17 protein-coding genes are annotated in these 22155 nt (G+C 61.3%); 11 read left to right on the top strand and 6 right to left on the bottom strand.

What is annotated here, in order from left to right:
- The first annotated feature begins 18 nt into the window (after window positions 1-18).
- From K8U03_05370 to K8U03_05385, 4 genes are all read left to right on the top strand, one after another.
- Complete coding sequence (locus K8U03_05370; protein MCE9604318.1) at window positions 19-1068, top strand: Ldh family oxidoreductase; 1050 nt, start codon at window positions 19-21, stop codon at window positions 1066-1068.
- A 164-nt stretch (window positions 1069-1232) separates the two neighbouring features.
- On the top strand, window positions 1233-3683 hold the full coding sequence (locus K8U03_05375) for a DUF1592 domain-containing protein (protein ID MCE9604319.1): 2451 nt from the start codon (window positions 1233-1235) through the stop codon (window positions 3681-3683).
- 37 nt (window positions 3684-3720) lie between these two features.
- The gene (locus tag K8U03_05380; protein MCE9604320.1) at window positions 3721-5091 is read left to right on the top strand and encodes a DUF1552 domain-containing protein; all 1371 of its coding nucleotides are present in this window, start codon (window positions 3721-3723) and stop codon (window positions 5089-5091) included.
- A 52-nt stretch (window positions 5092-5143) separates the two neighbouring features.
- Complete coding sequence (locus K8U03_05385) at window positions 5144-6394, top strand: hypothetical protein (GenBank protein ID MCE9604321.1); 1251 nt, start codon at window positions 5144-5146, stop codon at window positions 6392-6394.
- A 49-nt stretch (window positions 6395-6443) separates the two neighbouring features.
- On the opposite strand, the gene K8U03_05390 is transcribed toward K8U03_05385, so the two are convergent.
- The 3 genes from K8U03_05390 to K8U03_05400 all read right to left on the bottom strand — a co-directional run bounded on the left by K8U03_05390 (window position 6444) and on the right by K8U03_05400 (window position 12321).
- Window positions 6444-7838 carry a DUF1501 domain-containing protein gene (locus K8U03_05390; protein MCE9604322.1) on the bottom strand — a complete coding sequence of 465 codons (1395 nt, stop codon included), beginning with the start codon at window positions 7836-7838 and terminating at the stop codon, window positions 6444-6446.
- A gap of 254 nt (window positions 7839-8092) precedes the next feature.
- Entirely contained in the window at window positions 8093-10345 is a 2253-nt protein-coding gene (locus K8U03_05395) for a PSD1 and planctomycete cytochrome C domain-containing protein (protein MCE9604323.1), read from the bottom strand.
- A 77-nt stretch (window positions 10346-10422) separates the two neighbouring features.
- Complete coding sequence (locus K8U03_05400; GenBank protein ID MCE9604324.1) at window positions 10423-12321, bottom strand: hypothetical protein; 1899 nt, start codon at window positions 12319-12321, stop codon at window positions 10423-10425.
- 326 nt (window positions 12322-12647) lie between these two features.
- Between K8U03_05400 and K8U03_05405 the strand changes: the two genes are divergently transcribed.
- The gene (locus K8U03_05405) at window positions 12648-14261 is read left to right on the top strand and encodes a DUF885 domain-containing protein (protein MCE9604325.1); all 1614 of its coding nucleotides are present in this window, start codon (window positions 12648-12650) and stop codon (window positions 14259-14261) included.
- A 74-nt stretch (window positions 14262-14335) separates the two neighbouring features.
- Here the strand turns inward: K8U03_05405 and K8U03_05410 are convergent, their stop codons facing one another.
- Together K8U03_05410 and K8U03_05415 are read right to left on the bottom strand one after the other, a co-directional pair.
- Window positions 14336-14521: a hypothetical protein gene (locus K8U03_05410; protein ID MCE9604326.1), complete on the bottom strand. Its 186-nt coding sequence runs from the start codon at window positions 14519-14521 to the stop codon at window positions 14336-14338.
- Between the two features lie 120 nt (window positions 14522-14641).
- Window positions 14642-14830, bottom strand: coding sequence for a hypothetical protein (locus K8U03_05415; protein ID MCE9604327.1), 189 nt, complete (start codon window positions 14828-14830; stop codon window positions 14642-14644).
- A gap of 213 nt (window positions 14831-15043) precedes the next feature.
- Between K8U03_05415 and K8U03_05420 the strand changes: the two genes are divergently transcribed.
- The 6 genes from K8U03_05420 to K8U03_05445 are packed head-to-tail and all read left to right on the top strand — an operon-like array spanning window position 15044 to window position 21667.
- Complete coding sequence (locus tag K8U03_05420; protein MCE9604328.1) at window positions 15044-16066, top strand: SDR family oxidoreductase; 1023 nt, start codon at window positions 15044-15046, stop codon at window positions 16064-16066.
- Between the two features lie 2 nt (window positions 16067-16068).
- Window positions 16069-16947, top strand: a complete 879-nt coding sequence (locus tag K8U03_05425; GenBank protein MCE9604329.1) for a transketolase — start codon at window positions 16069-16071, stop codon at window positions 16945-16947.
- Window positions 16944-17873 (top strand): transketolase, encoded by a 930-nt coding sequence (locus tag K8U03_05430; GenBank protein MCE9604330.1) that lies wholly within the window; start codon window positions 16944-16946, stop codon window positions 17871-17873. Before K8U03_05425 ends, K8U03_05430 begins: the two co-directional genes overlap by 4 nt.
- A 52-nt stretch (window positions 17874-17925) precedes the next feature.
- Window positions 17926-18978 carry a zinc-binding dehydrogenase gene (locus K8U03_05435; protein MCE9604331.1) on the top strand — a complete coding sequence of 351 codons (1053 nt, stop codon included), beginning with the start codon at window positions 17926-17928 and terminating at the stop codon, window positions 18976-18978.
- Between the two features lie 8 nt (window positions 18979-18986).
- Window positions 18987-20678 carry a phosphotransferase gene (locus K8U03_05440; protein ID MCE9604332.1) on the top strand — a complete coding sequence of 564 codons (1692 nt, stop codon included), beginning with the start codon at window positions 18987-18989 and terminating at the stop codon, window positions 20676-20678.
- Complete coding sequence (locus K8U03_05445) at window positions 20675-21667, top strand: GDP-mannose 4,6-dehydratase (GenBank protein MCE9604333.1); 993 nt, start codon at window positions 20675-20677, stop codon at window positions 21665-21667. The genes K8U03_05440 and K8U03_05445 overlap by 4 nt, the downstream gene beginning before the upstream one ends.
- A gap of 22 nt (window positions 21668-21689) precedes the next feature.
- On the opposite strand, the gene K8U03_05450 is transcribed toward K8U03_05445, so the two are convergent.
- Window positions 21690-22145, bottom strand: coding sequence for a universal stress protein (locus K8U03_05450; protein ID MCE9604334.1), 456 nt, complete (start codon window positions 22143-22145; stop codon window positions 21690-21692).
- Window positions 22146-22155: the final 10 nt, after the last annotated feature.

Raw genomic sequence — 22155 nt, forward strand, 5'->3', positions numbered from 1 at the left:
GAACTCCGGATATCAGCCATGCCCGTTCTTTCCGCCGCCGCGTTGACCGAAATGTCGCAGAAGATGCTCGCAGCCGGAGGGGTCGGCGGTACGGAAGCCGACCTCGTCGCGAAGAGTTTGGTCGAAGCGAACCTCTGCGGCCACGATTCGCACGGCGTCATGCGTCTGCCGTACTACATCGATTGCGTGGCGAAAAAAGAAGTCGTGCCGGGCGTCGAACTCCACATCATTCGCGAGAGCGATTCACTCGTCTCGGCGGACGGCAACTGGGGCTTCGGCCAAACGCAGGCCCGCCGGTTGATGGACTTGCTCATCGCCAAAGCGCAGCAGACCGGCGTCGGCGTCGGTACGTTGATTCGTTGCGGCCACATCGGCCGGCTCGGTGAATACTGCGAGCAAGCCGCGGCGGCCGGCATGGTGTCGATGCTGATGGTGAACACGCACGGCGTCGCGCGGCGCGTCGCCCCCGTCGGCGGTACGGCCCCTCGCTTGGGAACCAACCCGCTCGGCATCGGCGTGCCCTCGAAGGACGGCACGCTCATTCTCGACTTCGGCACCAGCGCCACGGCGGAAGGAAAAGTACGCGTGAAGAAGATCGCCGGCCAACAAGTGCCCGACGGTTGGCTGCTCGATAGCGACGGCAAGCCGACGAACGATCCCAACACGCTCTACGGCACCCCGCCGGGCACGATTTTGCCGATGGGAGGCAACCAAGCCTATAAAGGCTTCGGCCTCGCGATGATGATCGAGATTTTCTCCGGCGCTCTTTCCGGCGGCGTCACGATCCGCGAGAAGCCGATCAACCAAAACGGCAACTGCGTGTTCATGCAGGTTATCAATCCGGCGGCGCTCGGAGGAGCGGAGCACTTCGCGGCGGAAGTCACGCAGTTGAACGCGTTCGTCCGAAGCTGCCCCCGCATGGATGGGGTGCCGGAGATTCTCTTGCCCGGCGATCCGGAACGCCGGACGTTCGCCGAGCGCTCGAAGAACGGCGTGCCGCTCGACGACGGCAACTGGAACCAGCTTAAAGCCCTGGCCGATAAGCTCGGCGTGGCGACGAGCGTGTAGCAGAGTTGGTCTAGCGAGAAACTTGAGAAGTTCGCAGCGTAGGCGATCCCTGCGATGTGCGCGCACTCGTCGCAGCGGACGGCCGATCGATTTCCGCTCGTCGTCATCTTAGGGTCGGCATGTTATGCTAGACAGGCGAGCAATCCGTTCGTCGAAGCTGACTTATCTCTCCGCGCCCCGACTATGAGAACGCCGTGACTGTCGTTTCCTCCGTCCGTGCTTTGCTATTACTGTTCGCGCTCGGAGGAGTCGTTGCGGCGGCCGAGGCACCGCCGGCAGCCGCGTTGGATCCGAAAGTGCAGGCGTATTTCAAGACGCACTGCCTGAATTGCCACGGTGCCGACGCGACGAAGAGCGACTTTCGGATCGATACCTTATCTCCGAAGGTCGGGCACGAAGACACTCCGCAGTGGCTTGAGATCATGGAGCGGATCAGCTCCGGCGAGATGCCGCCGAAGGACGTGAAGAATCGCCCGACGGCCGAAGAGAGTGCCCGGATCGTCGAATGGCTTGCCGGCCGGATCAAGGAAGGAGAAGCCGCGCGCATGGCGGCGCGCGGTCGTGTTTCCTACAACCGGCTGACGCGCGATGAGTATGTGAATACGGTGCGCGACCTGATCGGCGTCCACTTCGATGCGACCGATCCAGGGGGCTTTCTGGAAGATCCGGAATGGCACGGCTTCGAGCGGATCGGCTCCGTCCTAACGCTCTCGCCGTCGAACGTCGAAAAGTATTTCTCCGCCGCCGAGACGGTGCTGGCCGAAGCCTATCCGGCCGTGCAGCCGAAGTTTCTCGAAGCCTCGAAGCGGGCCGTCGCGGAAAACGAAATCGATGAGTCGCATCGCGAACGTCTGCGCGGCCTGGGTCTGCTCGACAAGGTGCGCTACGAGTTGTGGGCCGGCGACGTCTTTCGCGGTTCCGTTGCGGAGGCGCTGCCGGAAGCCGGCATCTATGAGATCAGCTACACCCTCAGCGGATTGAAGCCCGAGAAAGGGCGCGCGCCGCGCTTATTCGTCTACGAGACCAAGCTCGACCGCGTGCTGCATGAGCAAGATGTCGTCGCGCCGGAAGATAAACCGATCACGGTCACCTTCCGCACCCATCTGCCGCAGGGGCGGCCGAACATTTTCGTAATCAATGAAATTCCCGGGCCGTCGAACACGCCGCGCTCGGGCCGCCACGGTCGGCGACCTTTCGTCAGTACGAAAGACGGCCGTATTCCTTGGCAGATGAAGCTGACCGACGAACAAGGTCGTGCGCGGTACCCGTTTCTTATTTTGGATTCCATCTCGTTTCGCGGGCCGATCATTTCGGCGGAAGAACGCAAACGTCGCGACGAATACTTTCCGCGCGAAGCAGGCAACCTCTCGCAAGTGCGCGTAGGGCTCGGCAAGATGGCACGGCGCGCGTTCCGGCGGCCAGTCACGTCGGAAGAACTGGACGGTTACGTCGGCATCGTGCAAGCTGAACTCGCGGCGAAAGAAAAATTCCCCGACGCCGTGAAGGCCGGCATGCTCGCGATCCTCTGCTCGAAAAGCTTCCTTTTCCTGGCCGAAGGAGACGAAGACTCGGATCGCGCGACGTTGAACGACTGGGAGATCGCCTCAAGATTATCGTATCTCCTCTGGAGCACGATGCCGGACGACGAGCTCTTCGCGCTCGCCGAACAAGGCAAGCTGCGCGACAAGGCCGAGCGGGCGAAGCAAGTCGCGCGGATGCTGGCCGACCCTCGCGCCCAGCGGTTCGCCGATTCGTTCGCTACCCAATGGCTGCACCTCCGCAAAGTAGGGCAGTTCCCGCCCGACAAGAAAATTTATCCCGAGTACGACAAGCACTTGGAAAAGAGCATGGTCGGAGAAACGACGGCGTTTTTCCGGCAAGTACTTCAAAGCGGTCTCACGCTCCGCGAGTTTCTCAACTCCGACTGGAGCATGTTGAACGGCCGTCTCGCGCAGTTCTACGGTCTGCCGGCCGGAACCGTCGTGGGAGACGACTTTCAGCGCATCGCGCTGCCGGCCGAGAGTCGGCGCGGCGGGCTCCTCACGCAAGCGGCGATCTTGTCGCTCACTTCCGACGGCACACGGCATCGACCCGTCCATCGCGGCAAATGGGTTTCGGAAGCGATCTTCGGCAAGACCCCTCCGCCGCCGCCGGCGAATGTCGACCCGATCGCCCCGAATCCGATCGACGCGCCGAAAGCGACGTTGCGCATGAAGCTGGAAGCGCACATCCACGATGCGCGCTGCGCTTCGTGCCATAGCAAGATCGACCCTCTCGGGCTCGCCTTCGAGAATTACGACGCGATCGGTCGCTGGCGCACGGAAGAAGTCGTCGAAGGTACAGGCGACAATCCCAAGGTCGATGCCTCCGGCAAATTCCCGGACGGACGTAGTTACGCGACGCCCGAAGAGTTCAAGCAATTGCTGTCGGCCGATATCGACACGTTCAACGCCGCGTTCGTCGAGAAACTCGCCACGTACGGTCTTCGCCGCTCAATGTCGTTCGACGATCGTGACGAGTTGGCGGCGATCGCCGCCGCCGGCCGCGCGAAGGATTATCGCCTGCGAGACATTATCGAGGCGTTGGTTGTTTCGGATTTATTCGTGAAACGCTAAACAAGATCACCGCTTCTTTACCTCAGGATCAAGCACGATGAGCAACATCAACCTCCGGCGCTGGCGCATGAATCGACGTCAGATGTTGCGCGGCCTGGGCGTGACGATGGCTTTGCCGCTGCTCGACTGCATGGCCGCTGCCGAGCCGGCGGCGTCGTCGAAGCCGAAGCGGAGCGTGTTTCTTTACATTCCCAATGGCGTGAACACGCTCACTTGGCAGATCGAAAAGGCAGGCACCGACTTCCGTTTCAGCTTGCCTCTGGAATCGCTCGAGCGCCATCGAGCCGACGTGACGCCGATCTCCGGCTTGCACCACCCGCTGGTTCTCGGCAAGCATCACAATTGCGACAAGGTGTGGCTCACCGGAGCCGATGTGCCGGGCGACGGCGGCGCGTTTCGCAACACCGTGTCGGTCGATCAGCTCATGGCCGAGGTACAAGGGCAGACGACCCGATACGCCTCGCTCGAGATGGCGATCGAAGGGCACTCGCTCGCGTGGTCGCGCGACGGCATTCAGATTCCGGCCGAGCGGAATACTCAAGCGATTTTCAATATGCTCTTCGGCGTCGAGCGCGAGAGCAATGAGTCGATTCGCCGCCGGCTCACGCGCCGCGGCAGCATTCTCGATCTCGTCGCCGACGACGCCAAACGAGTGACGGGCAAGCTCGGCAGCAAAGACCGCAACAAGTTGGACGAATACCTCACGGCCGTGCGTCAGGTCGAAGTGCGCACGCAGCGTGCCGACTCCTGGCTGAACATTCCGAAGCCGAAGCTCGAAGGGGGCGATGCGGCGCGCTTGAACCGCAAGCTCGATCTGCGCGCCGTGACGGAATACCACCGCCTGTTTTATGATCTCATGGTCATGGCGCTGCAAACGGATTCCACGCGCGTCATCAGCTGCATGATTTGCAGCGAATCCAATGGCGGTTCCATTCCCGACATCGGCATCTCGCAGACTCGGCACGGCTTGTCGCATCACAACGGCGATCCCGAGCAGCTGCGTCGTCTCACGCAGACCGACACGTTTCTCGTCGAACAACTCAGCTACTTTCTCGATCAGCTCAAGGCGCATAAGGAAGAAGACGGCCGTTCGCTGCTCGACACTACGCAAGTGCTGTGGGGAAGCGGCATGGCCTACGGACACAGCCACGGCAACGCCAACCTGCCGACGTTGCTCGCCGGCGGCCGCGCGTTGGGCTACAAGCACGGCACCCATCTCGACTTCAACTTGCCGAAGATCGGCAAATACGACGTCGCCGATGCCAACGCCCACTATCGCGTCTGCTCCCGTCCGGTCGACGGCGATGCGCGGCTCAGCAACCTGTTTCTCACCATGCTGCAGCGCGTCGACTTCCCGACGGACAAGTTTCAAGACAGCGTTCGCCCCCTGTCGGAAATCGTCGCGTAAGAATAAGAACTCGGAACCCGCGGGCCTGCGCTCGGCGGCTGATGGACTACCTATGACGCCTCTCGCTCGTTTATCTTTCGTCGCCGGTTTCTGTTTCGCGCTCTGCGCCGCTTTAGCACAAGCCGAAGAGCGGCCGAAGTATCGCATCGATGCCGATGGCCCCGTCGGTCCGAACCAGCCGAAGAAGGTCCACCCCAAAGACCAGACCGCGCTGGAGTGGTATCAAGTCGTCGAGGGGCGATTCCCGCCCGCCGGCTCGGCGCACGCCATCACCGGCGAACTGATTTTCGTCGACCATCTCGAACGCCGGTTTCATCTGCGGGTCGATCGGAACGACAGCCAAGATCGGGGCGTATGGGACCTGCCGGTCGACGCGGCGATGCTTCCGTACGGCGCGATCTACTACCACGGCGCGCCCGCCGCCTTGCAAGACATTCCGCTCGGTACGCACTTGCATGGGCAGTTCTACATGCGCGCTCCCGACGACAAGACCGCCTCTCCTTCGGCCAACTACAATCGCAAGACTCCCGAGGTCGACTTTCGCCGTTGCTTCCTATTGGAAGACGACTTCTCGCATCACGCGAAGCAAAACGAACTTTGGAAAATCGAGTCGGTCGATCTGTCGACGAAGAAACTCGTTGCCGTGCTCCAGCGCAACGGCGCGCCGGCCGAGAAGCCGCGCACGTTCGATCTGCTGACGAGCACGCGCGTGCTCCATGGCAACGGTTTCGGCAACCTCGAATCCATCAAGCCGGGACAATCGGCATTGTTCAACCTCACCTGGGGGACGCTCTACGGGCCGGGTCGGATCGTAGACATCATGCTCGACGAGCCGAGCCGGCGGCTCGCCACGGCGCAGCAATTGGAACGACACCGCAACCACACGCGCGAACGCGGTCTTGCCGGCTGGATCGACGAGGTCGACGACGAAAAGCAGATCGTCACGATCACGTTCTTCGGCGGAGTCGATCCGAAGCTGTTCGACGAACTGACGCACATCAATCCCGAGCCGTTCGGCTGGCCCCTCTCGAAGCCCGAAGACAAGCCGCTGGAACCGAAGGGAACGATCGCCGTGGCGCGCGAAAGCCTGATGACGTACGATCCGGTGAATGACCGCAAAGGGGGGAACATCCTCGACATTCGCAAGGTCCCGATCGAGCCCGGCAGCGGCGGCGTGCGCATTCGGGTGAAGTGCGACATGCTCTTAGAAGGCTACCGCCCGCACCGCATCGTGCGCTTCTATCCCGCCACTTGGAAAGTGATTGCCCTGCCGCAAGAAGAACAATTCCAAGGGCGGGAATAACGGCGTCGACAGGGCGAGACGAACGCAAGTCGACTCAGTGCGAAGTAGCTCAGCGACAGACCTGCTTCATGATCCGATGTTCTTGAACGCCGGTAAGGCGCTGATCTAAGCCGTTGTTGAAATAGGTGAGCCGGTGATGGTCGAAGCCCATCAAGTGCAAAATCGTGGCATGCAGATCGGACACGTGGCAGCGATCTTCGACCCCTTCGAAGCCTAGTTCATCGGTCGCCCCGACGGCTTGCCCACCTTTCACGCCCGCTCCCGCGAGCCACATCGAGAACCCGAGCCAGTTGTGATCGCGGCCGGGCTTGTCGATTCCTTCGCTCGTCGGCGTGCGGCCGAATTCGCCTCCCCAGACGAGCAGCGTTTCGTCCCACAAGCCGGTTCGTTTCAAATCGGTGATCATCGCGGCGATCGGGCGATCGGTCTCGGCGGCATGCGTCTTGTGGTTCGTGATGCAGTCGCTGTGGCCGTCCCAGGTCGATTCGATATGCCCGCCCCCCGAGTAGAGTTGCACGAAGCGCACCCCTTTCTCAATTAGGCGGCGCGTGATCAGACACTTGCGGCCGAAGTCGGCGGTGATCGGATCGTCGAGGCCGTACATTGCGCGGGTCGCGGCATCTTCCTTTTCGACATCGACCACTTCGGCCGCCGTAGTTTGCATCCGATAGGCGAGCTCGTAAGCGCCGATGCGCGCCGCCAGTTCGTTTTCTTCGCTTCGTGCTGCGGCATGCCGCTCGTTGAGCGATTGAATCAAGTCCAACGTGCCGCGCTGCATGCGCGGCGAAACGCCTGCCGGATTATCCAGATCCAACAGGGGCGACTTTCCGCTGCGAAACAGCGTTCCCTGATGACGCGCCGGCATGTAGCCGGCTCCCCAATTCGGCGCGCCGCCGATCGGGCCGCCGCGCGGATCGGTCATGACGACGTAGCTCGGCAAGTTGTCGTTGAGCGAGCCGAGGCCGTAGTTCAACCACGAGCCCAAGCTCGGCCGGCCGGTGAGCGGGCTGCCGGTGTTCAACTGCAAGCAACCGGAGGAGTGCGCGGCCGTGTCGGTATGCATCGCTCGGAGCACGCAGAGCTCGTCGGCGTGTCGCGCGGTGTGCGGAAACAATTCGCTGATCTCCAGGCCGCTCGCACCATGCGGCCGAAAACGAAACGGGCTGCGCATCAAGTAGCCGACCGGCCGGCTGTTCGAGCCGACCTTCACTTTGCCGTGGTACGGCTTGCCGTGATGCTTATCGAGCGCAGGCTTAGGATCGAACGTATCGACCTGACTCGGCGCTCCGTTCATGAACAGGAAAACGCAGTGTTTCGCCTTGGTCGTGAAATGCGGCTGCGGCGACGTGCGAAGATCGGTCTCGCCGGCGCGAACCGGCGGCGAGAAAAAGCCATCGCGCCCTAAGAGGTCGACCAGCGCGAGCGATGCAAAGCCGCCTCCCATCTCCCACAGGAAGTCGCGCCGCGACCGACGGCAGGGAGTGGGGTTGTCGAGGAATCGCCGAGGTTGCGTGGTCACGTGGAAGAACTCTCGCTCGACTCAATTGGGGTAAACGAACTCATTGAGATTCAACACCGCCCGGCATAACTGTACCAACGCTCGATGTGCAGCCTCTGCTTCCGAGCTCTTCGTTTGCGAAAACGGCGCTTCTTGCCGAAGCTGCGCCGTGGTTCGGTCTAAAAACTCACGGATCGTATTCAGTTCCGGCTCGCTCGGCGAGCGAACCAGCGCCAAGCGATAGGCCAATCGATTCGGGCTGCGGTGTCGGCACCCGCCTCGCGTTCCAATCGTCGGGCGAAATACTCGGCTTGCTCGTTCACGAACGTGCCGTTGTAGAGCGTTAAGGCTTGCGTCGCCACGTTGGTGATCGACCGACGCTCGCTGCTTTGCGTCGTGTCGCAGAAATCGAACGTTTCCAACATCGGCACCATCAACGTTCGCTTGACGAAGGTGTAAATCGTGCGGCGTTTCACTTCCTCAGGGGGCGACTTTTGCCAGGCCGACTGTTTGTCGGTATGAGCTTCGATCACTGCTTCGGGCAGCGGGAGATAGACCGCGGGCCCGAAGGGCTTGCGATTCAATTCGCCCGACACCGCCAGCGCGCTATCGCGAATGGCTTCCGCATCGAGCCTGCGATAGGGATACCGCCACAGCCGCTTATTCTCGGGATCGATTTCGACCGAGGTTGCTTTGCGTTGCGAGCTTTGCCGATAGGTGTCGCTCGTGAGGATGAGTCGATGCAGTTTCTTCAACGACCAGCCGGCGTCGTGCGTGAACCAGTGCGCGAGCCAATCCAGCAACTCCGGATGCGTCGGGCGAGCACCCATGTGGCCGAAGTCGCTCGACGTAGCGACTAACCCGACGCCGAAGTGATGTTGCCAAACTCGGTTGACCATCACGCGAGCGGTGAGCGGGTGATCGGGATCGGCGAGCCACTTGGCAAGCGTGAGCCGGCGCAGCGTGCTTCGAGTCCCTCCGGCAGGGAACACCGGCTGCGCATTCGCCAGCACGGCCGGAACGCGCGGCTGCATCACGGGCCCGGGATTGGACGCTCGGCCCGACTTGAGCAGATACGTCGCCGGAGCTACGGCCGAATCTTCGAAGAGCCGATACACGCGTGGCAGGTCGGGCTGCTTCACACGCAGCAAACGTTGTTGATCGCGCAACTCCGCCAAGGGGGCATCCGAATCGCTCGACGGTTTTTTCTTTTGTTCTTCGAGCAACGCTCGGATCCGTTTTTCCAATTCGGCATCGGCTCGGTCGCGGTCCTTCTGCGCCTCGATCTGTTCGGCCGTTCCGACCGGTAAATCGCGATCGTTGCGCCCTTGGCTCGGGCGACGGAGCGGCGCGAGAATCGCCGCGAGACTGTAATAATCGACCATCGTAAACGGGTCGAACTTGTGTTGATGGCAGCGGGCACAACCGAGCGTGATTCCCAAAAACGTTTGCGATACGGTGCGAATCATGTCGTCCAACTCATCGGCCCGATACTGCGGGGCTTCGAGCGGATCGACCTCGTCTTGCCAAGTTCCTAAGGCGTGAAAGCCGGTTGCCGCCAGCGTCTCGAACGTGACCTCGGGAAGTTCGTCGCCGGCAAGCTGTTCGACGACGAACCGGTCGTACGGCTTGTCGGCGTTCAGCGAGCGAATCACGTAGTCGCGATACTGATAGACGCTCGGCTTGGGGGCATCGCGCTCGTAGCCGTTGGAGTCGGCGTAGCGCACCAAGTCGAGCCAGTGGCGAGCCCAGCGTTCTCCATACGCGCTGTCGGCCAGCATGCGGTCGATGAGTCGCTCATAGGCTTCCGGCGCGGAGTCGGCGAGAAAGCGGTGCTGCTCTTCGATGGTCGGCGGGAGGCCACGCACATCGAGCGAGGCGCGCCGCAGTTGATCGGATAGCGGGGCTCGTTCGGATAGCGCGAGCCCTACGGCAGATAGCCTCGCCGAGATAAACGCATCGATCGGATTCGCCGTGCGAGCCGTGGCGGGACCGACGGGCAAGGGGAGACGTACAACTTTTCGGAACGACCAAAAGTCGCGCGCTTGATCGAGGTCGACCGTTTTCTCATGGACTCCCAAATCGCGATCTTTGGGCCAGCGAGCGCCGGAGGCGATCCAACTCCGCAACCGTTCGGCTTCGGGGGCTGTCAGGCGTCGTGCGTCTTTGGCCTCCGTCGGCGGCATTTCGCCCGCGGCAATGCGCTCGATCAGCAAGCTCTCGGCAGGCTTTCCGCGCACGACGGCAGCGCCCGAGTCGCCGCCGCGCAGCTGCCCTTCAATCGTCGTTAGGTCTAAGCCGCCGCTGCGCTTGTTGATTTGATGGCAGTCGATGCAATGTTGCACCAGCAGCGGGGCGATATCGCGCTCGAAGTCGGGCTCGTCGGCCGCTGCCGCAAGCGCGGCGCAAGGCAGCAGCAGGCCGAGGATGAGCAGGCGACCCTTCAACCGCATGGTCGATTCCTTCGCAGGCGCTCGCGGGTTGATCGTTGCTTCGGAGACGCCGCCGCGCAGGCGAAGCGACGCGGCTCTTATTTCGCTTCAATCGTTAAGTCGGGGCGGGCCTTGCGCAAACGCTCGACTCCCTCGGGCGTGATCTTCTTCATGCCGCTGAGGGAAAGTTTCTTGAGCTTCTTCGCAGCCGCTAGGGTTTGCAAGCCTTCGTCGGTTAATTGCGCGCTGCCGATCTTCAGTTCTTCCAACTGCGGCATCTCGGCCAACTGGTTGAGCGAGTCGTCCCCCACGGTCGGAGCATGCGAGATGTCGAGGCGTCGCAGCGTGGCGATCTTCGCCGCGTGGACGAGACCGGCCGGGGTCGCTTGGTTGTCGAGCAGCGAAAGGTCTTCCAACGGAAGCTTCGCGAGCGCGGCCACCGCTTCGCCGGAACTGGCTTTCTCCATGCTGCCGATGCCGCAACGTTTCAGCTGAGTCAGAGCGGCAAGGCTCGCGGAGCCCGCATCCGTAAAATGGGTGTGGGCGAACCAGAGCCGGCCGGAAATGGGAAGCTGCGAAATCGCTTGCAGCCCGGCATCGTTTACCGGCGTGAAGTGCAAGTTGACGTTCTCCAACTTCGTTAGGCCCTTAAAGTGGGCGAAGCCGGTGCCGGTGCATTTTGTGGAAGCGAGTCCCAAAGTGCGCAACTCGGTGAGTCCGCCGAGATGCTTGAGGCTCTCGTCGGCGATCGGGGTGAGCGTCAGGTTCAGTTCTCGCAGCGCGGTGAGAGTGCCGACATGGCGCAAGCCGTCTCCGTGGACCTCGCAATTCGCTAAGTCGAGCTTGCGCAACGTGGGAAGACCGACAAGCCGGCTGAGCCACGCATCGGTTGCTTGTACGTTGCGGCCCCCCTTGCCTTTGAGCGGGTTGTTACCGTTGTAGAGATCGATCGCGGCCGGCACATCGAAGATGCTCATGCCCGTATCGCCGGTCGCTAGGTAAAGCCATTGCGGCCCGGTGGGGGTGCAGTGGAGTTTGCCGCCGACTTTCGCGACGTCGGCCTCGAGGGCCAGCGTGCTGCGCCGCATTTCGCAAGCTTGTTCGATCGTCGGCAGAAGGGCCGTGAGCTTGCTTTGCAGGTTCTTGTCGGACAATCTCGCGATCAATGCGGGCCGGCCTTCCGACGCATCGAGCGAGAGGATCTGCGACAGCAAGGCTTGGTCCTTTGCCGTCGTGTTTAGCTGCGCGAGAACGCCATCGAGATATTGCTTGACTTGAGGATCGATCTTTTCGAACCCCACGACCGACGGCGGTTGCCCGAGCGCGTGCCGCATGGCATTGTGCATGAGATACTTGCCGGCATCGTGCGTGAGGTGAATGTCGTCGCGATAGAGGACTTCGAGCTTTTCGAGCGGAGCCCGTTTCGCGGCGATGTCTTCGGCGATGATCGCCAAGAGATTTTGCGCCAACGTTTGTCGGATCTCGCGGCCCGGATGCAAGCGTTTCAATTCGGCGATCAACTCGCGAAGATAAGCCGGGCTATGCACCATCTGCACCGGTACCGAGTAGCTCGCAAACTCGTCGGCGCGCTGCAAATACATAGCCCAACCGGAATGGACGACGAACACGGCCTTGGGTTGCAATTTCATCCAAGCGGAAATCGTTTCGACATCTTGCGCCAACGTCGAGCCGTAGTGAGGCTGCACCGAGATCACGTCGTATTGCTTCTCGGCCAGCGCCGCAGGCCAGAGCGTGGAAGTCTTCACGCAAGGCTTGCCGGGATTCGCAAATACGAACGGCAGGCTCACTCCGCAATCGACATGCCACTGCACATCGCCGCTGAGATTCCCGGGCACGGTGTCCCAGGTCAGCGAGTTGCCGATGAGGTAATAGCTGGGGCCCTTCGGCTCGTTCGCCGCACTCGCAACTAAGGCCTGAACAACGATGGCCTGGGCGATGAAGATCGAAAGTAGCAACCAAGTCTTAAGACGATTCATCGGTCTGTTGTTCCTAAGGGAAATCTTTTTCCATCGGTTTGAGTCAATGTCGTCGCGGCAACTCTCGTCGGCTAGATGCCGCCGGCCTCGCCCCCGACTATAATCGCCGCGGCCTTACGAAGCCAACATCCCACGCCCGTTTTCTTCACCTTCTTAGTCGACGCACGACCATGATTCGCACGATCTTCATCGCCGCTTCGGTATTTCTCGCAACGATCGGGGCCTCGCAAGCGCAAGTCGCCGAAGATAGGGCCGAAGATAAGCTAGAGGCGTTTTATAGAGCCTAACTAGAAGAGACCTTTCGCCTGCGACCGCTCGAGGCGACGTTGCTGGGCGACCATCGATTCGATGCCTTGCTCGACGATCTTTCGCCGCAGGCGCGCGCAGGCTGGACCGCTCAGGCCCGACGAGGATTGGATGCGTTGGCGAAAGAGGTTTCCTACGAAGGTTTGTCGCCCGACGGCAAGGTGAGCTACGGCATCTTTCGCGACGACCTCATCCGCACGATATGGCTGGCCGAGAACACCCGCCCATTCGAGGAAGATCCGCGCACGTATGGGGCGTATATCAGCGACGGCGTCTATTCGTTGCTGACGCAATCGACGTTGCCCAAGGAAACGAACATCTCGAACGCGATCGCGCGCATGAAGCAGATCCCGCGCATCGTCGCCACGGCGAAGGAAACGCTTACCGTTCCGCCCCGCTCGGTGTTGGAGACCGCCGTGCTGCAAAATCGGGGAGCGATTCGCTTCTATGAGAAAGAGATCTTCGACCTCGTCGGCGACACGCCGCAACTGGCCGCTTTGAAGGAAACGGCCGGTACGGTGGTCGAAGCGCTTCGCCGGCATCAGCAGTTCTTGGAAGTCGATTTACGTCCTAAAGCGAATGGAGAATGGCGGCTCGGCAAAGAAAAGTTCTCGCGCAAGATCGAGTTGGTGCTCGACGCCGGAATGTCGTCGGACGAGGTTCTCGCCGACGCCGAGGTGGAGCTTGCGCGCGTGCAGCGCGAGATGTACGTCATCGCACGGCAACTGTGGAGTAGTCGTTTTGCGCAGACGCCGATGCCGCCCGATGATGCCGCGGGCCGTTCCCATGCCATCGCCGCAGTCATTCGCGCGGTCGGTCAGGATCATGGTCCGCCTGAAATGCTGATCGCCGATGCTCGGGCTACCGCCGGTCGCATCAAAGAGTTTATTCGCGAACACGATATTCTTCGTCTTCCCGAGCCCGATCGTTGTCTCATTTTGGAAATGCCCGAATTCCGGCGCGGCAACGCGGCGGCCTATCTAGAGCCGGCGCTCCCGCTCGATCCGCAGGGTTCGAGCACCTATGCGGTGAGCCCACCGCCGGCCGATTGGAGCGCCGCGCGCATTCGGAGCTTTCTCGAAGAATACAATCGCCGGATGCTGCAGGTGTTGACGATTCACGAAGCCTATCCCGGCCACTACGTGCAACTCGAGTATTCCAATCGGAGCAAGTCGTTGATTCGTCGCACGCTGCAGTCGGGCGTGTTTATGGAGGGGTGGGCGGTCTACACCGAGCAAATGATGCTCGACCAAGGTTACGGCGACGGAGATCTAGCGCTCCGATTGAATCAACTGAAGTTTTATCTCCGAGCCGTGGCGAATGCCGTGCTCGACTACAAGATGCATTGCACCACACTGACCGACGAAGATGCGTTGCGATTCTTGATGGACGACGCTTATCAATCCGAAGGAGAAGCGCGGTTGAAGATCATTCGAGCCAAACAAAGCTCGGTTCAATTGAGCACCTATTTCGTCGGCCGCACCGCGCTGTATCGCTTGCGTCAGCAGATTCAACGTGAACTAGGCGAGAAATTCGAGCTCGGTCGTTATCACGAAGCGGTCTTGGATCACGGCTCGGTCCCCGTGAAATACTTGCCCGACTTAGTTCGAGCACGATTGGCTCGGCCGAGATAGTCGTTTGCTGAGATTACCTAGATGTTTTTCAGCGAAGCCACCTGGATGGCGGCCCGACGGAATCGCAGTCACTTCTACTTCTCGATATAAGCGTTCACGCCGACGACGACTTTCTTGCCGTTCACGACGCATTCGGTTTCCTTGTTGCCGCGCGTCGACGCGACGACCATCGTCTTGCCGCTGGCCGAGCGTTCCGGCTTGTCGTGGAGCGTGAGGCGAATGATGAGTTCGTTGCCTTCGATCTTGGCGGTGAAGCTCATGGTCCGGTCCGTTCGGAGGGAGGAAGTTTCGCGATCGTCGAGGATTCCGCAATCGACGAAATCGTCGCTCGCTCGCCGCCGGCGTGAGAAAATACGCTGAGAAACTTCTTCCTCTGCGAACTACCAGGCTCGAACTCGATTCACGGCTCGCACCGTGTTGCCGTAGATGTGGCCGGGGCGATACGGTCGCTGAGTGATCGGGGTGGCTCGAATTGCGGCGCGCTGCGAAGCCGAATAAACCGCCGATGCCGGTTGTGCGGACAGCGAAACAGCGACGACGGCAAGCGCGAATAACGTGCGTAGAAACATGGGATGGCTCTTTTGATGTAGTGCTGGATTTTCCAGCCCTAATGCCGGACGACCCGCCCGGCACGGGCGACGCGAAGATACTTCAAATTCCGTGCCAAGATCAAGGAGCTGGCCGATTTGAAACCGAGCCGCCCCGCCGGCCGCGGGCAACTGTGTTACAATCCCCACTCATTCGCCCAATACATCGCCGTAGTACACGCACGCCGCTCGGACATGAACCGCTCTCCCCTTATTCGCACCGTTTACGTTACCGGCGGAGGGGGGTATGTCGGCGCGGTTCTGATTCCGAAGCTGCTCGCGGCGGGCTACCACGTGCGCTGCCTCGATCTATTCTTATACGGTGAAGACGTCTTCCCGACGGTCGCGCGCCAGGCATCGCTCGAACTCATCCGCGGCGACCTGCGCGATCAAGCCTTGCTCCGTCGCACGCTCGCCGGCTCCGACGCGGTCATCCATCTAGCGTGCATCTCAAACGATCCGAGCTTCGAGCTCGACCCGGCCCTCGGCAAGAGCATCAACTACGATAGTTTTCGGCCGCTGGTCGAGCTGTCGCGCGCGGCCGGTGTGCGGCGTTTCATCTACGCGTCGAGTTCGAGCGTCTACGGAGTTAAGCAAGAAGCGAACGTCACGGAAGAGCTCGCGCTCGAACCGCTGACCGACTACTCGCGCTTCAAGGCAGCTTGCGAAGCGATTCTCGCGGAGTATCAAGCGCCCGACTTTACGACCGTCACGCTCCGGCCCGCGACCGTGTGCGGCTACTCTCCGCGACTTCGGCTCGATCTCAGCGTTAACATTCTCACCAACCACGCCTACTCCAACGGCCGCATTCGGGTCTTCGGCGGCAATCAATATCGCCCGAACATCCATATCGACGACGTTACCGATCTCTACGTTCGCCTGCTCACGCTCGATGCCGAGTTGGTGGCCGGCCGAACGTGGAACGCCGGCTACGAAAACCAAACGATCAACGATATCGCGGCGCATGTGCGCGAGGTCGTCGTGCGCGAGCCGGGGCATGAGCTAGTCGCGATCGCACACGAACCGACCGACGATCAGCGGAGCTACCGCATCTCGTCCGAAAAGATTCGTCGCGACATCGGGTTCGTGCCGAAGCATTCGATCGCCGAGGCCGCCGCCGACTTAGTCGCCGCGTTTCGTGCCGGTAAGGTTCCGAATCCGATGCACGACCCGAAGTATTACAACATCAAAACGATGCAGGCGCTGAGTCTGCGATGAACATGCCCGACCCAGGCGAACGGTTGCGCGAGATTGCTGCTGCGGCCCGAAAGGTCCGGGGCCAAGTCGTGCAAATGTCGCATCGCAGCGGCGCGGCGCATCTCGGCTCGTCGTTGTCGTGCGTCGATCTGTTGCTCGCCGCGTATGCGTGGGGAGTGCGAGTCGATCCTCGTCGGCCGGATGCTCCGGAGCGCGATCGGCTGATTCTCAGCAAAGGGCACGCAGCCTCGGCGCTCTACGCGGTCGCGGCGGAAGTCGGCTTCTTCGACGAAGAACTGTTGCAGACGTTCGGCACTCCTGGCGGTCGGCTTCCCGAACAGCCTGCGCCGCGCTGCTTGCCCGGCATCGAAGCGGCGACCGGATCGCTCGGCCACGGGCTTTCGCTCGGCGTCGGCATGGCGCTCGCGTCTCGGATTCAACAGCTCGGCTTTCGAGTCGTGGTCATTATGAGTGACGGAGAATGCAACGAGGGTTCGGTGTGGGAAGCGGCGATGTTCGCGGCCGGGCAAGGCATAGACAACCTCACCGTGCTCGTCGACTACAACAAATGGCAAGCGACCGGCCGCTCGAACGAAGTGATGGCGCTCGCTCCCTTGGCGAAGAAGTTCGAAGCGTTCGGCTGGTCGGCGACGGAAGTCGACGGCCACGACTTCGCAGCCCTGCGCACGCAGCTCACGGCACATCCTCAAACGCTCGGCAAACCGACGGCGCTAGTTTGCCATACGATCAAGGGCAAGGGAGTGTCGTTCATGGAAGACGACAACAACTGGCATTATCGCGTGCCGACCGCCGGCGAAACCGAACGGGCATGGCAAGAGCTTGGGCTTGATCTTCGCGAATTGACATCGGACAGCCGCTTGCCCGAGGTGCGTCCCTCGTGAGAAACGCCTTTGCCGACGAACTGTTGACACTCGCCGAACGAGACGATCGGATCGTCTTCCTTTCGGGCGACATCGGCAACCGACTGTTCGACAAATTCAAAGCCCGATTTCCGGAGCGGTTCTTCAACTGCGGAGTCGCGGAGCAAAACATGATCGGCATGGGAGCCGGCATGGCGCTCTCCGGCTTGCGCCCGATCTGTTACACGATCGCATCTTTCGCCACAGTCCGTTGTTTGGAGCAAATTCGAGTCGACGTTTGCTACCACGACCTCCCGGTCACGATCGTCGGCGTCGGTGCCGGGCTCGGCTATGCAGAGCTCGGGGCTACGCATCACGCTTGCGAAGACATCGCCATGCTCCGTTCGCTGCCGAACATGGCCGTGGTTTGTCCAGGCGATCCGCTGGAAGTGCGCGGCGCGTTGGCGGCAGCCGTGCGTCGATCGGGCCCCGTTTATCTGCGATTGGGCAAGAAGGGGGAGCCGATCGTGCATGCGACGCGGCCGGATTTGGAAATCGGAAAAGCGATCCCGGTGCGGACCGGCCGGCACGTTGCGCTGCTCGTCACCGGAACGCTGCTGCCGACCGTCGTCGAAGTCGGCAAGCGATTGGCCGAGCAAAACATCGAGGCCTCGATCTTTAGCTTTCACACTGTCAAGCCGCTCGACGAAGAACTGCTCGCGTCCCTCTTCGCCGAGTTCCCTCTCGTAGCGACGATCGAAGAACACAGCCTCGTCGGAGGTTTCGGCGGCGCCGTTGCGGAATGGATTGCGGATCGACCGCCGCGACGAGCGCGTCTTCTCCGCTTCGGCACACGCGACGAATTCCTGCATGTCGCGGCCGACGAAGAATACGCTCGCCGCCATTTCGGGCTCGATGCCGAAAGCATCGCGGCGCGCGTCGTGGCGGAACTCAAAGCATCTTCGTAGACTGAGGCTCGCCCAAGCAAGACGTCGCGGCATTCGAGAGCACCATCTATCTATGAAAACGCTTGCCGCCGTGTTGGTCGAACTCGGCCGACCGCTGGAACTCGCCGATCTTGAAGTTCCTTTGCTCGCGCCGGGGCAAGTGCTGGTGCAAGTCGCATTCAGCGGCGTCTGCGCCACGCAACTCGGTGAAGCGCGCGGCCTGCGCGGACCGAACGCCTATCTTCCCCATTGCCTCGGCCATGAGGCCGGCGGAACCGTCGTTGAAGTGGGCCCCGCCGTGACGAAAGTCCGTGTCGGTAATCGCGTCATCCTCTCTTGGATGAAGGGCTCCGGCATCGATGTGCCCGGCACCACTTATCGCTGGGGCGACCGAACCGTCAACGCCGGCGGAGTGACGACCTTTGCCACCTACACCGTCGTCGCGGAGAATCGATTGACTCCTATCGATGCTGCGTTTCCGCTACGCGAAGCGGCGCTACTAGGCTGCGCCGCGCCGACCGGCCTCGGCGCGGTGTTCAATACCGCCGCTGCGGAGCGCGGCGCAAGCGTCGTCGTCTTCGGCACCGGCGGCATCGGGCTGTGCGCCGTCGCCGCCGCCCGCATCGCCGGGCTTGGTCCGATCGTGGCAGTCGACCCGAGCGCCGATCGGTTGCAGGCCGCCGAACGGATGGGGGCCACGCAACGGATCAACCCGCGCGAACTCGGCGACGACGTCGACATCGCCGCGGCGCTGAAGAAGATCGCGCCGCAAGGGTTCGACTACGCGATCGAAGCGAGCGGTGTGCCCGACGTCATGTCGCAGGCTTTGGCGGCCGTGCGCAATCGGGGCGGCACGGCGGTGCTCGTCGGCAACGCACCGCACGGGCGCAAACTCGAAATCGATCCGAAGCAGTTCAACTTGGGAAAGCGATTGCTTGGCACCTGGGGAGGCGACAACGTGCCCGATCGCGACTTTCCTCGCTATTGCGAAATGGTCGGCGACGGTCGCTTGTCGCTTGCGCCGTTGATGGAGCATGAATACGCGCTGACGGACGTCAACCGCGCGCTCGAAGACTTGGAACGGGGAACGGTCGTGCGCCCGTTGTTGAATATGGCCGTGGCTTAGTGGTCGCCATGCTGATCGGAATCGATTTTGACAACACGCTCGTCTGCTACGATCGCCTGTTCCATGCGCTCGCGCTGGAGCGCGCGTGGATCCCGGCCGACTTGCCGGCAGCGAAGACGAGCGTACGCGATTACCTTCGCTCCGTCGGGCGCGAAGACGACTGGACCGAACTGCAAGGGCTCGCGTATGGGCCCGAGATTCAGCGGGCCGAATTGTTTCCTGGCGTTCTCGATTTCTTCCGTGAAGCCCATCGTCGCGGCATCGCAACGATCGTCGTCAGCCACAAGACTCGACACGCACTTCGTGGGCCGAAACACAATCTGCATGCGAGCGCATTAGAGTTCTTAAAGCGCCAAGGCTTCTTCGACACCGCGATCGGCCTCACCGAGGCGCACGTATTTCTCGAGCCGACCAAAGTCGACAAGCTCGCGAGAATTGCGACGGTAGGCTGCACGCACTTCATCGACGACCTGCCGGAGTTTCTCGCTGAGCCCGACTTTCCGGCAAACGTGCGAAAGATTTTGTTCGATCCGCAACGAGCATTTTCAGCCGTTCCGCATCGTACGACGATTCACTCATGGCGCGATGCAGTCGGGCTTTTGATCGACGAATATGCCCCATCGCTTGAACTGGCACCCGAGCCCTTGCCCGATGCCGTGGCAAGGCTATTGCTAGGGGCCGAAATACCGAACGCCGGCTATTCGCTCACCCGTATCGCCGGCGGGCGCAACAATCGAGCCTATCTGCTGACAACCTCCGACGGACGGCGCTGCTTGGTTAAATGGTACTTTCGCCACCGCGAAGACGCGCGCGACCGGCTCGGAGCGGAATATCGATTCGTCGGGTATTGTCGACGCTTCGGAATCGACAAAGCCCCGAAGCCGCTTGCGCACGACGACGACGCACGGCTCGGGCTCTATGAATTCATCGACGGCAAGAAACTCACGCCGGCCGAAATCGCCGAGCGCCACGTATCGCAAGCGATCGAGTTCGTCGTTCAGCTTCAAGCCCACCGCAACACTCCGGAAGCACGCGCTCTGCCCACGGCTTCCGAGGCCTGCTTCAGCGTCGAAGAGCATCGCCTTTGCATCGACAATCGCGTTCGTGCCTTGCAGCGCGTGGCACCGGAGCACGACGCATTGCAAAAGTTCGTGCTCGATCGGCTTCTCCCGGCGTGGGAACAAATCGATCGAGGCATCTGCGAGACCGTTCGACAACGGCCTGAGATCCATTCCGCGCCGCTTACCGACGCCGACCACTGTTTATCGCCGTCCGACTTCGGGTTTCACAACGCGCTACAAACGGCTGACGGCTCGCTCCGATTCTTCGATTTCGAATACGCCGGTTGGGACGACCCGGCGAAGTTGCTGTGCGATTTCTTTTGCCAAGTCGAAGTGCCCGTGCCGCTCCGCTTTGCAACCTCGTTCGCCGCGCGATTGGCCGCACAGCAGCTCGACCCGGAAGCGTTTCTCGCGCGGGCCGAATTGCTGTTTCCGGCGTATCGGATCAAATGGTGCTGTATCGTGCTAAACGAGTTCTTGTCGTCGGGCTCAGCGCGACGCTCGTTCACCTCAGGCATACCGGTCGCCGACGACCGGCTCGGCACGCAACTCACACTCGCCACGCAGATGCTCGACCGGCTCGCTACGGATCACGATCCACACGTTTTTCGCTCGTCTTCCATCGGCAGCACGTCATGAAAACAGTCGTCGTTCTCGGGTCGAATTCATTCTCCGGCCAAGACTTTGTCGATCTCCTGCTGGATGATCCGGAATACGACGTCATCGGGGTGAGTCGCAGGCCGGAGCCGGCGGCGTGGAAGCTCAAGTATCGTTCGCACGCCGCGGTCGCACGATTTCGCTTCTTCGCGCTCGACATGAATCGCGACATGCCGGAATTGCTGACGCTGCTCGACCGAGAACGGCCCCGCTACATCGTCAACTTCGCGGCCCAAAGCGAAGTCGCGCCGAGTTGGGAACGGCCGGAGCATTGGTTTCAGACGAACACCGTCGCGCTCGCCGAACTCGTCAACCATCTTCGCCGGCAAACGTATCTCGACAAATACGTTCATATTTCGTCGCCCGAGGTGTACGGCACTTGCCGCGGCAACGTCACGGAACAAGCGCCGCTGAACCCGAGCACTCCGTACGCGGCGTCGAAAGCCGCGGCCGATATGCTGCTCGCCGTTTATCGCAAGCAATACGGATTCCCGGTGACGACGGTGCGTGCGACGAACGTTTACGGCGCGCGGCAGCAGTTGTTCAAGATCGTTCTCCGCTCGATCATCTCGATGAAGCTCGACAAGAAGATTTCGCTTCATGGGGGAGGGCGGGCCGTGAAGTCGTATATCCACGTGCGCGACGTTTCGCGCGGCGAGCTTGCGATCATGCAGCACGGCGAGCTCGGCGAGATCTATCATCTCTCGCCCGACGAAGGAATCGCCGTCTGCGACCTCGTGCGAGAGCTAGTCTTCCTGCTCGATAAGAACTTCGCCGAGGTGACGCAAGCCGTCGACGAGCGGCCGGGCCAGGATGCCGCTTATGTGATCGATTCGTCGCTCGCGCGATCGCGCTTCGCTTGGCGACCGCGCATCGAACTACGCCAAGGCCTGGAAGAGGCGATCACCTGGGTCGACCGATATTGGAACGAAATCCAAACGGCTCCGCTCGACTACGAGCATCTCGCATAGTCTGCGCGAAACGTCTTCGGCATTATGCCGCGATGAGATCGTCGACCTTCACGGTCAGCACCGGGCAGGGAGCGTTCCGCACGATCGACTCGGCGATGCTCCCCATGATGAACTGCGCGAAAGCGCTCCGGCTCGAATTTCCGAGCACGATCAAATCAATCTTGCGGCTGCGCGCATATTCCATGATCGCTTCGTAGGCGCTTTCGCGCACGACTTGATATTCGACATGCAATCGGTTCCGATCTTCGGCGCTTAACAGCCCCTTCAAGCGATCCAGCGATGCCCCTTCGACTTGCTCGCGAATGCCGTCGAGATCGACTGCGGTGAGCATCGGCGAGTCGCTCGTGAAGTCTTCCACGGCGTGCAAGATGTGGAGCGTGGCACCGGATTCCGCCGCGACCTGCTTGGCATATTCCAAAGCAGCGCCGGCCGATTCGGAATAGTTCGTCGGAACCAGGATGTTTCGTGCTGGAACCATAAAGCAACTC

It is taken from the genome of Planctomycetia bacterium, assembly GCA_021413845.1.
Lineage (GTDB): Bacteria > Planctomycetota > Planctomycetia > Pirellulales > PNKZ01 > PNKZ01.

What these genes read in the sequence shown, in the direction of transcription:
- K8U03_05370 (MCE9604318.1), top strand. Translation starts at nt 19, where the DNA reads ATGCCCGTTCTTTCCGCCGCCGCGTTGACCGAAATGTCGCAGAAGATG.
- K8U03_05380 (MCE9604320.1), top strand. Translation starts at nt 3,721, where the DNA reads ATGAGCAACATCAACCTCCGGCGCTGGCGCATGAATCGACGTCAGATG.
- K8U03_05385 (MCE9604321.1), top strand. Translation starts at nt 5,144, where the DNA reads ATGACGCCTCTCGCTCGTTTATCTTTCGTCGCCGGTTTCTGTTTCGCG.
- K8U03_05390 (MCE9604322.1), bottom strand. Translation starts at nt 7,838, where the DNA reads ATGGGAGGCGGCTTTGCATCGCTCGCGCTGGTCGACCTCTTAGGGCGC.
- K8U03_05395 (MCE9604323.1), bottom strand. Translation starts at nt 10,345, where the DNA reads ATGCGGTTGAAGGGTCGCCTGCTCATCCTCGGCCTGCTGCTGCCTTGC.
- K8U03_05400 (MCE9604324.1), bottom strand. Translation starts at nt 12,321, where the DNA reads ATGAATCGTCTTAAGACTTGGTTGCTACTTTCGATCTTCATCGCCCAG.
- K8U03_05410 (MCE9604326.1), bottom strand. Translation starts at nt 14,521, where the DNA reads ATGAGCTTCACCGCCAAGATCGAAGGCAACGAACTCATCATTCGCCTC.
- K8U03_05415 (MCE9604327.1), bottom strand. Translation starts at nt 14,830, where the DNA reads ATGTTTCTACGCACGTTATTCGCGCTTGCCGTCGTCGCTGTTTCGCTG.
- K8U03_05420 (MCE9604328.1), top strand. Translation starts at nt 15,044, where the DNA reads ATGAACCGCTCTCCCCTTATTCGCACCGTTTACGTTACCGGCGGAGGG.
- K8U03_05425 (MCE9604329.1), top strand. Translation starts at nt 16,069, where the DNA reads ATGCCCGACCCAGGCGAACGGTTGCGCGAGATTGCTGCTGCGGCCCGA.
- K8U03_05435 (MCE9604331.1), top strand. Translation starts at nt 17,926, where the DNA reads ATGAAAACGCTTGCCGCCGTGTTGGTCGAACTCGGCCGACCGCTGGAA.
- K8U03_05440 (MCE9604332.1), top strand. Translation starts at nt 18,987, where the DNA reads ATGCTGATCGGAATCGATTTTGACAACACGCTCGTCTGCTACGATCGC.
- K8U03_05445 (MCE9604333.1), top strand. Translation starts at nt 20,675, where the DNA reads ATGAAAACAGTCGTCGTTCTCGGGTCGAATTCATTCTCCGGCCAAGAC.
- K8U03_05450 (MCE9604334.1), bottom strand. Translation starts at nt 22,145, where the DNA reads ATGGTTCCAGCACGAAACATCCTGGTTCCGACGAACTATTCCGAATCG.